The organism is Flavobacterium pisciphilum, assembly GCF_020905345.1.
Taxonomy (GTDB): domain Bacteria; phylum Bacteroidota; class Bacteroidia; order Flavobacteriales; family Flavobacteriaceae; genus Flavobacterium; species Flavobacterium pisciphilum.
This window is the reverse complement of sequence record NZ_JAJJMO010000001.1, coordinates 1,843,850-1,859,204: the sequence shown is the minus strand read 5'-3', so window position 1 is coordinate 1,859,204 and position 15,355 is coordinate 1,843,850. Positions and strand designations below refer to the sequence as shown.

The 15,355-nt window shown below is 31.4% G+C and carries 12 protein-coding genes; all 12 read left to right on the top strand.

Annotated features, from left to right (window positions below):
• The first annotated feature begins 100 nt into the window (after positions 1–100).
• The 12 genes from gltB (at position 101) to LNQ49_RS07410 (ending at position 15,335) form a co-directional block, all read left to right on the top strand.
• Positions 101–4,618 (top strand): glutamate synthase large subunit, encoded by a 4,518-nt coding sequence (gene gltB / locus LNQ49_RS07465; RefSeq protein WP_229988047.1) that lies wholly within the window; start codon positions 101–103, stop codon positions 4,616–4,618.
• 180 nt (positions 4,619–4,798) lie between these two features.
• Positions 4,799–6,253, top strand: coding sequence for a glutamate synthase subunit beta (locus LNQ49_RS07460; protein ID WP_229988046.1), 1,455 nt, complete (start codon positions 4,799–4,801; stop codon positions 6,251–6,253).
• Between the two features lie 187 nt (positions 6,254–6,440).
• Entirely contained in the window at positions 6,441–7,664 is a 1,224-nt protein-coding gene (gene lysA / locus LNQ49_RS07455; protein WP_229988045.1) for a diaminopimelate decarboxylase, read from the top strand.
• A 267-nt stretch (positions 7,665–7,931) separates the two neighbouring features.
• Entirely contained in the window at positions 7,932–8,441 is a 510-nt protein-coding gene (locus LNQ49_RS07450; protein WP_229988044.1) for a hypothetical protein, read from the top strand.
• Positions 8,442–8,699: 258 nt separating this feature from the next.
• A complete protein-coding gene (locus LNQ49_RS07445) occupies positions 8,700–9,014 on the top strand; it encodes a GIY-YIG nuclease family protein (protein WP_229988043.1) in 315 nt (104 codons plus the stop codon).
• Between the two features lie 345 nt (positions 9,015–9,359).
• A complete protein-coding gene (locus tag LNQ49_RS07440) occupies positions 9,360–9,824 on the top strand; it encodes a hypothetical protein (RefSeq protein ID WP_229988042.1) in 465 nt (154 codons plus the stop codon).
• A gap of 64 nt (positions 9,825–9,888) precedes the next feature.
• Positions 9,889–11,067, top strand: a complete 1,179-nt coding sequence (locus LNQ49_RS07435; RefSeq protein ID WP_229988041.1) for a hypothetical protein — start codon at positions 9,889–9,891, stop codon at positions 11,065–11,067.
• A gap of 375 nt (positions 11,068–11,442) precedes the next feature.
• Positions 11,443–11,976 (top strand): hypothetical protein, encoded by a 534-nt coding sequence (locus LNQ49_RS07430; protein ID WP_229988040.1) that lies wholly within the window; start codon positions 11,443–11,445, stop codon positions 11,974–11,976.
• Between the two features lie 39 nt (positions 11,977–12,015).
• Positions 12,016–12,567, top strand: coding sequence for a hypothetical protein (locus LNQ49_RS07425; RefSeq protein ID WP_229988039.1), 552 nt, complete (start codon positions 12,016–12,018; stop codon positions 12,565–12,567).
• 166 nt (positions 12,568–12,733) lie between these two features.
• The gene (locus tag LNQ49_RS07420; protein WP_229988038.1) at positions 12,734–13,099 is read left to right on the top strand and encodes a hypothetical protein; all 366 of its coding nucleotides are present in this window, start codon (positions 12,734–12,736) and stop codon (positions 13,097–13,099) included.
• A gap of 167 nt (positions 13,100–13,266) precedes the next feature.
• Positions 13,267–13,935, top strand: a complete 669-nt coding sequence (locus LNQ49_RS07415) for a hypothetical protein (RefSeq protein WP_229988037.1) — start codon at positions 13,267–13,269, stop codon at positions 13,933–13,935.
• Between the two features lie 212 nt (positions 13,936–14,147).
• Complete coding sequence (locus LNQ49_RS07410) at positions 14,148–15,335, top strand: hypothetical protein (protein ID WP_229988036.1); 1,188 nt, start codon at positions 14,148–14,150, stop codon at positions 15,333–15,335.
• The last annotated feature ends 20 nt before the right edge of the window (positions 15,336–15,355 follow it).

Sequence of the window (15,355 nt, the reverse complement as noted above, 5' to 3'; positions counted from 1 at the left end):
GGATTGTTTTTCTATTATTACTATAAAAATGTAAGTGATACGGTTTATTTGGTAAATTATGTTTAATGGAATCTTTATTTTTGTAAAAAAAATATCAAGAATGAAAGTTAAAGAACAAGGGCTATATCTGCCCGAATTTGAACACGACAATTGTGGTGCAGGATTTATTTGTAATTTGAATGGTATTAAGTCTAACGACATCATTCATAAAGCATTGGATATCTTAATAAAATTGGAACATCGTGGTGCAGTTAGTTCTGATGGAAGAACTGGAGACGGTGCTGGAATTTTATTTGATATCCCACATGATTTTTTTAAGAAAGTTTGTGATTTTGAAATCCCTGAAACACGAGAGTATGGAGTAGGAATGGTTTTTTTACCTAAAAGTAAAAACCAAGTTGCATTTTGTATGAATGCATTCGAAACAAACATTAAAGAGCAAAACCTAACTATTCTTGGCTGGAGAGACGTCCCAGTTGATGTAAATAGTTTAGGTGAGATTGCGGCAGAAAAAGAACCAACCGTTAAACAGGTTTTTGTTGGAAAAAATGGGCAAGATCTAACAGAACAACAATTTAACGCTAAGTTATTTGCAGCAAGAAAAATAGCAGAACATGCTGTCAGAAATTCTAAGACTTCTGAAAGTCATATGTTTTATTTCTCTAGTTTATCTACAACAACTATTATATATAAAGGGTTGTTGATGCCAGAGGATATCAGCGGTTATTTTACCGATTTAAAAGATACTGATTTAGTGACGCGTTTGGCATTAGTACACCAGCGTTTCTCTACCAATACATTTCCATCTTGGGAGTTGGCTCAGCCTTTTAGATATATGTGTCACAATGGAGAAATCAATACACTACGCGGTAACATTAGCAGAATGAGAGCTCGTGAAGAATTGATGCAAAGTGATATTTTCGGAGACGATATAAAAAGATTATTTCCTATCATCTTAGAAGGAAAATCTGATTCTGCTTCTATGGATATGGTGGTTGAATTACTGTTAATGACTGGAAGATCATTACCAGAAGCAATGATGATGGTTGTTCCAGAAGCTTGGGAGAAACACCAAACAATGTCAGAAGATAAAAAAGCATTTTATGAATATAATGCTTGCATCATGGAGCCTTGGGATGGCCCAGCTTCAATTCCGTTTACAGATGGAAATGTAATTGGTGCTCTACTTGATAGAAATGGATTGCGTCCTTCTCGTTATACGTTAACAAAAAGTGGTTTTGTAATCATGTCATCAGAGATTGGTGTTCTTGATGTTAATCCGGAAGATGTAATACAACACGGTCGTTTAGAGCCAGGGAAAATGTTCTTGGTTGATATGAACGAAGGTCGTATTATTGAAGATGACGAAATCAAAAATGCTATTGTAACTAAACGTCCTTATAAAAAATGGTTAAATGAAAATTTATTGCCATTAGCAAAGGTACCATATACTAATAATCCGACTCCTGTAGAAAAGATTGATTTTGAAACAAGACAACGATTATTTGGTTATACAATCGAAGATTTAAAAACAATAATTAACCCAATGGGAGCTCAGGGGGCTGAAGCAATTAGCTCAATGGGTAATGATACGCCATTGGCCGTTTTGTCAGAGCAACCACAATTATTGTATAATTATTTCAAACAATTATTTGCGCAGGTAACTAACCCGCCTTTAGATGGTATTCGTGAAGAGATTATCACAGATATTAGTTTAGCAGTAGGAGGAGATTTTAATATTTTTGAAATTGAATCAAAACAATGCAAAAAATTAAAAATCCAAAATCCAGTTATCTCTAAAGAGGATTTAGATAAAATTAAAAATATAGACCATGCCGATTTTAAAACAGCGACTATTTCTACTTTATATAAAATAGAAAAAGGAGTAAATGGTTTAGAGCGTGCTTTAGAAAAATGTGTTCAAGCAACTTACAAAGCAGTAAATGAAGGACACAATATCATTATTCTTTCAGATAGAGGAGTAAGCAAAGAATTAGCACCAATACCAATGTTGTTGGCTTGTTCTTATGTTCACCATTCATTGAATATTTTGCAGGTTCGTTCAAAATTCGGAATTATAATCGAATCGGCAGAACCTCGTGAGCCACATCATTTTGCCTTACTATTTGGTTATGGCGCTAGTGCTATTAACCCTTATATGGTAAATGAAATTATTCATAATCAGGTAGAACAAGGTTTTATTACAGGAGTAAAAGCAGATTATGCTATTGCTAATTACAATAAAGCGATTGCAAAAGGTATTCTTAAGATTATGAATAAAATAGGTATCTCTACATTACATTCTTATAGAGCTGCTCAAATTTTTGAAATCTTAGGTTTAAATAAAACATTCTCTACTAAATATTTCCCATACACACCATCTCGAATAGAAGGAATTGGTTTGATGGAAATAGAAAAAGAAGTTAAGAAAAGATATCAAAAAGCATTTCCAAATTCAAAAATTGCCAATTTATTGCCATTAGAAATTGGAGGGATTTACAGATGGAGAAGATCAGGTGAAAAGCATATGTTTAACCCAACGACTATTGCTAAATTACAACAGGCAGTTCGTTTAAACAGTCCAGAAAGTTATAAAGAATATTCTACTATGGTTAATGAGCAAAGCTCAAACCTAATGACAATTAGAGGTTTGTTTGAGTTCAATAATCTAGATCCAATTTCTATTGATGAAGTAGAACCTTGGACAGAGATTGTGAAAAAATTCAAAACAGGAGCAATGTCTTATGGATCAATCAGTAGAGAAGCACATGAGAACCTAGCAATTGCTATGAATAGAATTGGAGGGAAAAGTAATTCAGGAGAAGGAGGAGAAGATCCAAAACGATTCCAGAAAGAAATTAACGGAGATTCTAGAAATAGTGCTATCAAACAAGTTGCTTCAGGAAGATTTGGTGTTTCTATCAATTATTTGACAAATGCCAAAGAGATTCAAATTAAAATGGCTCAAGGTGCAAAACCTGGAGAGGGAGGACAATTACCAGGTGAAAAAGTAGTGCCTTGGATTGCAGAGACAAGAAACTCAACTCCATACGTGGGACTTATTTCTCCACCACCTCACCATGATATTTATTCTATTGAAGATTTATCTCAATTGATCTTTGATTTAAAAAATGCCAATCGTGATGCGCGTGTAAATGTAAAATTAGTTTCAGAAGTTGGAGTTGGAACAATCGCTGCTGGTGTTGCTAAGGCAAAAGCAGATGTGATTTTAATTTCAGGTTATGATGGAGGAACAGGAGCTGCACCATTAACATCTTTACAACATACAGGTATTCCTTGGGAGCTTGGTTTGGCAGAAGCACAGCAAACTTTAATCTTAAATGATTTAAGAAGTCGTGTTGTTTTAGAGTGTGATGGTCAATTAAAAACAGGTCGAGATGTTGCTATAGCAGCTTTATTAGGAGCAGAAGAATTTGGTTTTGCAACTGCACCACTTGTAGCTTCAGGCTGTATTATGATGAGAGCTTGTCACTTAAATACATGTCCAGTTGGTATTGCTACACAGGATCCAGAATTAAGAAAAAATTTCAAAGGAACTCCAGAGCATGTAATTAACTTCATGTATTTTATTGCAGAAGAGCTAAGAGAGATTATGGCACAATTAGGATTCAGAACTTTAAAAGAAATGGTAGGACAATCACAAAAATTAAATGTGAACAAAGCTATCAAGCATTATAAAGCAAACGGATTGGATTTGTCTTCGATTCTTTATAAACCAGAGAAAGCAAAAACAGTTCCGAATCACAATACAACAACACAAGATCACGCATTAGAAAACGTATTGGATTTTGCAATTATTAAAGAGGCAATTCCTTCTATTTATAGAAAAGAGAAAACAAGAGTTAATTTTAAAATTAAGAACACAGACCGTTCTGTAGGTGCAATTTTAAGTAACGAAATTTCAAAAATATATGGGGCGCAAGGATTACCAGAAGATACTATATTAGTTGATTTTGAAGGTTCTGCAGGACAAAGTTTTGGAGCATTTGCTACTAATGGATTGTCATTTAAAATCCACGGAAACTGTAATGACTATTTAGGTAAAGGACTTTCGGGAGGGAAACTAATTATCAAAGTTCCACCTACGGCTACCTTTAAACCTGAGGAGAATATTATTATTGGTAACGTTGCTCTTTATGGAGCTATTACAGGTGAAGCATACATTAATGGTATGGCCGGAGAACGTTTCTGTGTGAGAAATTCTGGAGCAACAGCAGTTGTAGAAGGAATTGGAGATCACGGTTGCGAATATATGACCGGAGGAACTGTTGTTATTTTGGGTAAAACAGGAAGAAATTTTGCTGCGGGAATGAGCGGTGGTGTTGCTTATGTTTATGACAAGGATAAAAAATTCGATTCAACCTTATGTAATATGGAGATGGTAGCATTCGATCCATTAGAAGAAGATGATTTTATCAAGTTGAGACGTTTAATAAAAAACCACTCGTTGTACACCAACAGTCCATTAGCAAAAAGACTTTTGACAGACTGGGAAAACGAACAGGAACATTTCATCAAAGTAATGCCAACTGATTACAAAAAGGCATTACAAAGAATAGCAGAAGAAAAGCAAATCGAAGAACTAATAGCAGATTAAATGATTTATAGATTTTAGAGTTCAGATTTTAGATTATTAAAAATTTAGCCTAAAAGCTTTGTGGACTTTGCGTTTTTCAAGGAAATAAAATAAAAAAGCCTTGCGCACTTTGCGGTTAAAAATTTAGAAATTGGAACTTAAAAAATCATAATTTATCATTTGAAATTTAATAGAAAAGTCATGGGTAAGATAGGTGGATTTAAAGAATATAATAGAGCAGACGAAAGTAATATTGCTGTTAAGGAACGTGTATCAAACTATAATGAGTTTACGATTACCTTAGAAAAAGATAAGATTAAAGAACAAGGCTCAAGATGTATGGATTGTGGTATTCCGTTTTGCCACAGTGCTTGTCCGTTAGGGAATTTAATTCCAGATTTTAACGACATGGTACATCAAGAAGAATGGGAGAGTGCATTAAAAATTTTGCAATCAACAAATAACTTTCCCGAATTTACAGGTCGTTTATGTCCAGCGCCATGTGAGAAATCATGTGTGTTAGGAATAATCAAAGAGCCTGTTGCGATTGAAAATATCGAAAAGAATATTATCGAAAGAGGTTTTGCAGAAGGTTGGATTAAACCACAACCACCAAAAAAGAGAACTGGAAAAACAGTAGCAGTTATTGGCTCAGGACCTGCAGGTTTGGCAGCAGCACAGCAATTAAACAGAGCGGGTCATACAGTTACTGTTTTTGAAAGAGACAATGCAATTGGTGGATTATTGCGTTATGGAATTCCAAATTTTAAATTAGAAAAAGGGATTATCGACAGACGCGTTGTAATATTAGAAGCTGAAGGAATTGTTTTTAAAACAAATGTAAATGTAGGAGTTAATTACAGCATAGAAGAACTAAACGCATTTGATTCAATTGTTTTATGTGGGGGAGCTACCGAAAGAAGAAGCTTGCCAACTAAAGGGATTGAAAGTAAAGGAGTTGTTCAAGCAATGGATTTCTTAACACAGCAAACAAAAGTTTTATTTGGAGAAGAAATTCCGAATCAAATAAAAGCAACTGGTAAGGATGTAATTGTTATTGGAGGTGGAGATACAGGATCAGATTGTATCGGAACATCAAACCGACATGGGGCAAAATCGGTTACTAATTTTGAGATTTTACCAAAGCCACCAGTTGGAAGAAGCGAAACTACACCTTGGCCGTTTTGGCCATTACAACTTAAAACATCATCTTCACACGAAGAAGGTTGTGATAGAAACTGGTTAATTAATACTAAAGAGTTTATTGCAAACGAAAGTGGTCAATTAGTAGGTTTGAAAACCGTTGAAGTAGCTTGGAAAATGACTCCAGGACAACGACCAGAACTAATAGAAAAAGAAGGTTCAGAGAAAATATGGCCATGTGATTTAGCATTATTGGCACTTGGATTTACTGGGCCAGAAAAAACATTAAGTGATCAATTAGGATTACAGTTAGATATGAGAAGTAATTACAAAGCGACAAATTATCAAACAAATGTTCCACATATTTTTACAGCTGGTGATATGAGAAGAGGACAATCCTTAATTGTTTGGGCAATCTCTGAAGGCCGTGAGGCAGCAAGAGAAGTAGATTTATATTTAATGGGATCTACAAATTTACCAACAAAAGGAAGCGGGGACTTACCAAGTCTATAAACCAACAAACAACACAACAAAGAAACCCTTGAATGCTATTTATTCAAGGGTTTTTATTATTTTTATATAAATTTAAATTAACATGTAAAATGTTTGATTTTAAACAATTTGTTATAATTTGTTATTATTTTACATTTTATTGGTGGGTATTCAAAAGAGTAATAAATTTGTCAAAAATAGTTTAACAATGCAATCAAAAGATTTACTGCAATTAGCAGACCAGTTTGGAAGTCCATTATATGTGTATGATGCTGAAAAAATCCAATCGCAATACAATAGGTTAACTAAAGCGTTCTCTAAAGTAGAGAATCTTAGAATTAACTATGCCATGAAAGCTTTGTCCAATGTTGCAATACTTCAGTTGTTAAAGGATATGGGGTCTGGGTTAGACACAGTATCTATTCAAGAAGTATTACTAGGACTTCACGCCGGATATGAGCCTGAAAGAATTTTTTATACACCAAATGGAGTTTCTTTAGAAGAAATTGAAGAAGTTGCTGCAATGGGTGTGCAAATAAATATCGACAATTTATCTATTCTGGAGCAATTCGGAACCAAATATCCTAATACACCAGTTTGTATTCGTATTAATCCACACGTAATGGCTGGAGGAAATGCAAATATTTCTGTAGGGCATATTGATAGTAAATTTGGAATTTCGGTACATCAAATACCACATATATTACGAATTGTAGAAAATACAAAAATGCATATCGTAGGTATTCACATGCACACAGGATCTGATATTTTAGATATCGAAGTATTCTTGTATGCTGCTGAAATCTTGTTTGATACAGCTAAAAATTTCAAAAACTTAGAGTTTTTAGATTTTGGAAGTGGTTTCAAAGTACCTTACAAAAAAGACGATATAGAAACTGATATTGAAGAATTAGGTAAAAAATTATCAAAAAGATTCAATTCATTCTGTGCAGAATATGGTAAAGATTTAACCCTGATTTTCGAACCAGGTAAATTTTTAGTGAGCGAAGCAGGATTCTTTTTAGCAAAAGTAAACGTAGTAAAACAAACAACTTCAACTGTTTTTGCTGGAATTGATAGTGGTTTCAATCACTTAATTCGTCCAATGTTATATGGTTCTTCGCACCATATCGAAAACATTTCAAATCCAAAAGGGAAAGAGCGTTTTTACTCAGTAGTAGGATATATTTGCGAAACAGATACATTTGCTAACAACCGTAGAATTGCACAAATTACCGAAGGTGATATTTTATCTTTCAGAAATGCAGGGGCATATTGTTTTTCAATGGCATCAAACTACAATTCAAGATACAAACCAGCCGAAGTTTTATGGATGAACGGTCAAGGAATTTTAATTCGCCAAGCCGAAACATTCGAAGATCTTCTTAAAAATCAAATTCCGTTGCCACAAGAAGTTGCTGCAGCAGTTTAAAATAAAAAAGAGAATATTACTTTTTAAAATCCCGTTTCTTCTGAAATGGGATTTTTTTGTTTAGCCAATGATGTCATTCCGTATAATGAGGCTCGAGCATTTGCGAATAGATGAAGTAAATCGTTTTATTTAGAAATAAATTTATTCAACAGTAAAAAAAATCTATATTTGAAAATAAAGAGATCAATTTTAGTTAATCTTCTATGTTATACTCAAACGAAAATTTTTCTTATATATAATTTAGTGTAAATTTTAAATTCTAAAACTATGAATTCCTTTGAGATAATTTATGATTTTTCATCTCTAGATGGAATTAAAAAATTTCAGATATTATTTATACCAATTATTGTTTTCTTAATAGCACGATTTTTTTTATTCTTAATTAAAAATGATATAGAAGAAGATTTGTTCAAAGAACCTTCACGACAAAAATTTGTAGTGTTAATAATTCAATATGCATCAATATTTTCTTTTTTCGTATTCTCGATATTACTAGGTCTTGCATATTGTAAAACAAATAATTTATACTCAAGTACTAAATTACAAACAGAAGGATTTGTTACAAATTTTCATCCTATGCCATCTGGCGGTCATGATAGTGAAAGATTTATTGTTAACGGAGTAGAATTTGAATATTCAGATTTTGAAATATCTGGATTTGGATACAATAATGCAAAGTCACATGGAGGAGCAATAGACGAAACTAAATATGTAAGGATAAATTATATTAAAGAAAAAAAAATAAATCTAATTCTGAAATTAGAAATAAGAAAGTAAAAAAAATAATCTGCTCGGAGGCTGTCTACCTCATAACAAGAATAATAAGAATATAAGAATGGGTATGAAGTTGGGAGACTTCGCAGAGCAAATACTCAAAAATATTGAATTTAAAATTCCAATTATCCACAATCTTGTCATTTCGACGAAAGGAGAAATCTTCGCGAGAAACTCCATAAAGTATATCGCATTAAAATAAAAAATACATAAGAAAAATCTTTAATTAATATGTTTTAACTTTATCGAAAAATAAATTAGATGCAATTACAAGGAGGTTATCATACTTATTACATATACATAATAACAAATAAATCTAAAACAGTCTTTTATACTGGAGTTACAAATAATTTGAAAATTCGTTTAAGTCAACATACAGAAAACAATGCAAATGGAAACAAAACTTTTGCATCAAGGTATAATGTTACTTTTTTACTATATTATGAAAAGTTTGCTTGGATTCAAGAAGCAATTGCTCGTGAAAAAGAAGTAAAAGACTGGCGTAGGGAAAAGAAAATCGAATTGATAAAAACGATTAACCCAAATTTGGATTTTTTGAATTATTTATTTGCATGATTTCATAAGCAGATCTCAGGGTAACATTTCCTCTCTTTGTAGAGTTTCTTGCGAAGATTTCTCCTTTCGTCGAAATGACAAGATTACATATAAATTGAATCTTAATATTTTGGGCGTGCCCCTCTGGGTTGGGCTATTTGCTATATCTTTTATTCCGTCCCGATAGCTATCGGGACACTTCAAAAAGGATACTGCTGCTATCCCTCACGTAGCCCCTTTTACGTAATAAAAAAATAAAACAATTAAAAATTTGTAAGTTTTATTTTGATATTTTCGCGAGACATTTAGCGTTTGTAGGACTAAATATATTAGAACTAATAATCTAAAGACTCAATAAAAAGATCAATGAAAAAATATTTATTACTGATTAGTATCCTAATTCTAGTTTCTTGCAAGAAGATGGAAAATGGTAAAAATAATAATACAGGATATGCAATTCCACAAAAAGAAGAGAATACAACCAATAAAACAATTTCTGAGGAGAATACAGATCTAGAAGATAAACAAAATATAGGAGTACCTAAAGAGAGTAGAATAATCAAATCTAAATTTGATACAAAATTACTTTTTGGTATTTGGACTAGCGACCCTGAAGGTCCACATGCTGATTTTGATTTAAGCAAAAAATCCTTTTATGTTGTAGATTACGATGGAGATGGAGACATGCTTTACTTTATAAATGAGGATTCAATTAAAGTATACTATGATGATTTTGTAAGTGTTGGAATCATTCAAGATGTGACAAGAGATACCTTAAAAATAGATTGGGATAAAAATGGAATAACTGTTTATTCCAAATGGAAAGGATAATAGTTAGTACAGATTAAAAACATACATCATTATAATTATTAAACCTTAAACCAAAACCTAAAAAATGAAATTTGAATTCAACAATTTTTATCACAGCAACAAAAAATATTCACACGTATTTTGTTTATTATTCTTCTTGCTGTTTTTTAATTGCAAAACAAAAGAGAGTAATATTCAAAAAAAATATAATACTACTACAGCAGATACCATAGCATCGCAAAGTGATGATTCAACAGATCATAGTAGTGAAGATGAAATTGCTGAGAGAAAAAAATATATAGCTTTTTTAACTGATTTCTTAAATCAAAATGCATCTAAACAATCCATTGATACCTTAAATAACAGAGTAGAGGGTGCAATGGAAATATATGCTAATCATAATGCTCTTAAAGATTCAGATTTTGTAGATATAAACGACAAGTTGGTCAGTTTTATCGAAGCGAAAAATGATTTAAAAATGCCTGAAAGTTTTTATACTGCAGGATTAATGGAATCGTATGGATATTTTAGTATTGCCGACGGACACCCTATAAATCATTTTAAAAAAGGGGCAAAATTAGGGAATGTAAATTGTGTAAAATATTTAGCGATAATCTATTTTGAACGAATTTTAGTTAAACACAATGCAACAGAATTATGTGACCCTGTTTGTTTGTCTCATCGAGGCAGAAATTATATTGAAGAGTCTCATTTAGCAAGTTTAAATAAAAAAGACATCTTAGGATTTACTTCTGTTTCGGATAATGTTTTATTAAAAATAATCAGTGATCATATCAACGCAAAAATGTCTGATGAAGAAATATTAAATTACGTTATACACTTACGAACACATCGCAATCCTATTTTTAATTTGAGTGACATACAAATTAAAGAAGCTTTAAATAATTACAAAGCTGATTCAAAAGCGTACCAAGGCAGTAAAAGTAACGAAGCGTTTAGGACTATCTTAGACAATAATTCGAATATCGATATTAGTGATATTGCCGAATTGTACACTTTCAATTACCCTGCTTACGAAAATGATGCTGTATTTTTATTTTGGATTACATTAGATTTTGAGAAAAAAGGGATAGAAACGTATAATCAATTCATGGAGGAATATGATTTACAAGAAAAGTATGGAATTGTCGATCTAGGATCTCGAGAATTAATTAACGGTATATTAAAATATTTTATCAATCTCGGAGATACCAAAAGCGAAGAATTATTAAAAGAATATGCTAGTATTAATGATTCAAAATAAATAGGGATAAGTAGTCATTAAAAAGAATATAAATAATCGCATCAATGAAAAAGTATTTTATCTAAGTTTTTTATTCGATTCCATCGCAATACGTGGATAATCTAACTTATGTTGAAATGGCAAGATTGTGAATAAATTGGACTGTTTTAGCTCTTCTGAATCAGAATTTTTGCTTTGTTTTATACTTGTTTTTTTGTGCGAAAGCACGTCACTTCTGTTTTTTACGCTTAGTTAAACCTAAAAAATATTCAATAATTATAGGTGTTATTTTATATTTTAGCACAAGTATAGGCTCAATATTTATCAGATAGAATTGCCAAAAACAATATTAATTTAGAACAGTTTCATAAAATTAGCCTTTAGTAATAAGTGAATATGGAATTAAGAAAAGAAATAGAAGCACAATTTGACATTGCCGAAAAACGGTATCCAGAAATATTAAAATCTATTATAGATTATGCTGAATTTTGTGATGAAAATGGAGATGAAGGGAATATTGAGTATGAAAAACTTGAAAATAGACTTCATAAATTGACTAGAAAAGATATTTCTAAATTTAATCTTTGGGAATGGTGGGAAGAAGAAGGAGCTGAGGTCTTAGCATTCAGAATTGCATTGCCTAATCCTATAAGAGTAGATAATGTTACCAAAGAGGAACTTTCAGAAATTGTTCGCAATCGAATTGAATGCAATAAAGAATGTAAATTAAAAAATGACATTGAAGGGCAGAGTTTTAATGAACAGTTTCGTTTTTACATGGATCAGTATTATCATGAGTTTTTAAAAATAAATTTTAAGACTTACGATTACAAAAGAATATTTGGGCAACAAAAAGACAAGAATAAAAAAGTGTTTTGGTTTACTAATGCTGAAAAAATTGACAAACTTTGGAATGAAGGAAAAAGATAAGACTTAATAAATCATAATAAAAACACTGGATTTAGAAACATGAAGATTAGAATTTTAATAATTATTGCAATCGCTTTTATTTCTTGTAAAAACGAAGAAAAAAAACAAAATGTAAAAGTTGCAATTGAAAAAACGGATACAATCCATAAGGTAGAAAAGAAAGAAACCAATAATTCTGATACAATTGTAGTTTCTAAAAAGCATAAAACAAATAAGATTACTTGCGATTTAGATGGAGATGGATTGAATGAAACGGTTGAAATTGTAAGAAGTATCAAAAGCGATAAAAGTGGTTTAAGAATCACATTCGGGAACGGAAATAGAACAGATTATCTGGGATTGGGAAACAATGTTCTAGAACAAGGTTTTGATGAGATTGATTGGGCTGGAATATTTGAAAAAGCACCTAAAAATGAAATATACTGGAACAATGTAAATGAGGATGGTGAAATAATGACTGACGAAGAAGTAAATGAAGCCGACAAAATAAAATTAGTAAATGATGGAATATTTATTCACGCAGAAGAAAGTTGCGGTGGTGGGGTAATTTATTTAAAGAATGGAAAATATGAATGGATTCAACAAGAATAAATTAGCAACTTCTATTTTTTACAAACATATCTTTCCAAGAAAGGAAGGGGCTTGGCAAGAGATTTTGTAAAACAAAGCAAGTTTTTAACAATCATTTATCACTTCTAACCTAATCTAACCTTCATTTTTAATTCGTAATTTCGACAAATTAAAATAAAACATTAAAATGAAATTGCAAATACGAATTCTGGTTTACTCCTTACTATTTTTTACTTACAGTTTATCAACTTCACTTTTTCTAGAATTGGGTGAGAAATTAAAAGATCATAGGTTTATAACTTTGGGTTGTGGTTTTCTTCTAATCAACCTGATTTTTTCTTTTTTGGTACTAAAGTGGACTCCTTTGTTTAATATAGTATGCTCTGCTATTATTGCTTCTTTGGCTTTATACTTAGCATTGCAGATTGGCGATTTACACTTTTTTCGAAAATTTGATGCACAAGGCATTAAAACAGCATTAATGACTAACGCTATTTTGTCGGTTCTTTTTTGGGAAATTGCTTACCAAATAAAGATGAAGAAACAGTCCTAATTGTTATCACAATAGTAATTATGAAGTTTTCCTAGTTCAAATGATTCTCAGGACTTAGTATTTACTTTGGATCAGATAAGAAACTTTAAATTTATTCAAATAATAGGTGAAATGGAAATCTAACGTTTTTAAAACAAACTTTTTATACTAAAAAAAATAAACAAATAATGAAGAAGCAAATTTTAATTAATTTAGTATTATTAATAAGTTCAATATTTACAATAAATGCTCAAATTGTTGATACAGGCGATAAAGTAGGAATTGGTACAGCATCCCCTACATATAAACTTGATATTCAGGGGGCAGGAATGAACGCAGGTATACATCTAAGTAAAACTGATGGAGTTACATCTTCTTGGTACTTGCATCCGGGGCGATTAGGTAATGGTGAATTTTCTATTGGCGATGACATGCTATATAGGCTAGTAATAAATAATCAAGGTAATATCGGTATAGGGACAATTTCTCCAAGTTATAAACTTGATGTTGTAGGAACAATACGAGCAAGAGAAATTAAAGTAGATCTTAATGGCGCTGATTTTGTTTTTGAAGAAACTTATAAATTAATGCCATTAAGTGAGTTAGAGAAATTTGTTAAAAATAAAAAGCATTTGCCTGAAATACAATCTGCAAATGAAATGGAGGAAAACGGAACAGATTTGGGAGTACTAACTTCTAAGTTACTACAAAAAATTGAAGAATTGACATTGTACACAATCGATCAGAATAAGAAAATTATAGAATTGGAAAAACAGAATGAAACTATTGACGAATTGAAACAAATTTTAAAATTGCAAAATGAAAAAATAGAAAAGATAAAATCGAATTTAAAGTGATGACTTATGGCTCCTGAAGTTCTAGTGTTAGTAATAAATTTGGTTAAAACTTTTTATAAATAGTAAATGCTCTAATCTAACCAAGTTCTTATAGCTATCGCGGAGGAGGTTATTCTGAAATTGAAAGTTTCTGCTTCTTAAATTTAAAATAAAGTAACTACTTATCTGAATTAATCTAAAACAGATATCTTTGCATCTTTAAATTAATACTGATGCAAAAAATTACAATACTCTTTACAATACTTTTTTTAGCACTTTCTTCATGTGGTGTAAAAAACACTCAATCGATGTTGAGTGATGGAAATTATGATGGAGCAATAGATCGTGCGGTCGAAGGATTAAGAACCAAAAAAGATTCTAAGGGTAGGCAAGACTATGTTTACTTGCTTGAAGAAGCTTTTGCAAAGGCAAAAGATAGAGACTTACGAAGTCTTGATATGATGTCAAGAGAATCAAATCCGGCTAATATTGAACGTGTTTATAATACTTATATACAGTTAAACAACCGTCAGGAAAAAATAAGACCTTTGTTGCCACTGCAATTATTAAAACAAGGAAAGAATGCTTATTTCCCATTTGATAATTATTCTGAGCAGATTGTGAGCAGCAGAAATGCACTATCAAAATATTTATATGAAAATGCTTCGGCTCTTTTAAAATCTAAAAACAAATTAGATTTTAGAAAAGCATATGATGATTTCGCTTACTTGGAAAGTATTAATCCAGGTTATAAGAATGTAAAAAAGCTTATGGATGAAGCCTTGTTTAAAGGAACTGATTTTGTAAATGTATATGCTAAGAATGAAACCAATATGGTTATTCCGAAGCGACTTCAAGATGATTTATTAGATTTTAGTACTTACGGATTGAACGATAAATGGACTGTTTATCATAGCAACAAGCAAAAAAATGTTGCTTACGATTATAGTTTAATCTTAAATTTTAGAGAGATACTTATTTCGCCAGAGCAAATTAAAGAAAAAGAGTTTATTAAAGAAAAACAGGTTAAAGACGGTGTAAGAACACTTTTGGATAGTAGAGGTAAGCCAGTTAAAGATAGTTTAGGTCGAGAAATAAAAGTAGATAATTTTAGAACGCTTCGAGCAAATATATATGAGTTTAAACAATTCAAATCTTGTCAGGTAACAGCAAAAGTGGATTATGTTGACTTAAAAACAAATCAGCTAATGCAATCATTTCCTGTAACGAGCGAGTTTATTTTTGATTATGTTTATGCAACCTACAAAGGAGATAAAAGTGCTTGTGAGGATAGTTATATGTCTTACTTTAATAAACGCGCTGTGCCATTTCCTAACAATGAGCAAATGGTTTATGATACTGGTGAAGATTTAAAAGCCAAGCTTAAAGATATCATTATCCGAAATAGATTTAGAGGATAATATAAAAACCAACTATAAAC

What these genes read in the sequence shown, in the direction of transcription:
- gltB (WP_229988047.1), top strand. Translation starts at nt 101, where the DNA reads ATGAAAGTTAAAGAACAAGGGCTATATCTGCCCGAATTTGAACACGAC.
- LNQ49_RS07460 (WP_229988046.1), top strand. Translation starts at nt 4,799, where the DNA reads ATGGGTAAGATAGGTGGATTTAAAGAATATAATAGAGCAGACGAAAGT.
- lysA (WP_229988045.1), top strand. Translation starts at nt 6,441, where the DNA reads ATGCAATCAAAAGATTTACTGCAATTAGCAGACCAGTTTGGAAGTCCA.
- LNQ49_RS07450 (WP_229988044.1), top strand. Translation starts at nt 7,932, where the DNA reads ATGAATTCCTTTGAGATAATTTATGATTTTTCATCTCTAGATGGAATT.
- LNQ49_RS07445 (WP_229988043.1), top strand. Translation starts at nt 8,700, where the DNA reads ATGCAATTACAAGGAGGTTATCATACTTATTACATATACATAATAACA.
- LNQ49_RS07440 (WP_229988042.1), top strand. Translation starts at nt 9,360, where the DNA reads ATGAAAAAATATTTATTACTGATTAGTATCCTAATTCTAGTTTCTTGC.
- LNQ49_RS07435 (WP_229988041.1), top strand. Translation starts at nt 9,889, where the DNA reads ATGAAATTTGAATTCAACAATTTTTATCACAGCAACAAAAAATATTCA.
- LNQ49_RS07430 (WP_229988040.1), top strand. Translation starts at nt 11,443, where the DNA reads ATGGAATTAAGAAAAGAAATAGAAGCACAATTTGACATTGCCGAAAAA.
- LNQ49_RS07425 (WP_229988039.1), top strand. Translation starts at nt 12,016, where the DNA reads ATGAAGATTAGAATTTTAATAATTATTGCAATCGCTTTTATTTCTTGT.
- LNQ49_RS07420 (WP_229988038.1), top strand. Translation starts at nt 12,734, where the DNA reads ATGAAATTGCAAATACGAATTCTGGTTTACTCCTTACTATTTTTTACT.
- LNQ49_RS07415 (WP_229988037.1), top strand. Translation starts at nt 13,267, where the DNA reads ATGAAGAAGCAAATTTTAATTAATTTAGTATTATTAATAAGTTCAATA.
- LNQ49_RS07410 (WP_229988036.1), top strand. Translation starts at nt 14,148, where the DNA reads ATGCAAAAAATTACAATACTCTTTACAATACTTTTTTTAGCACTTTCT.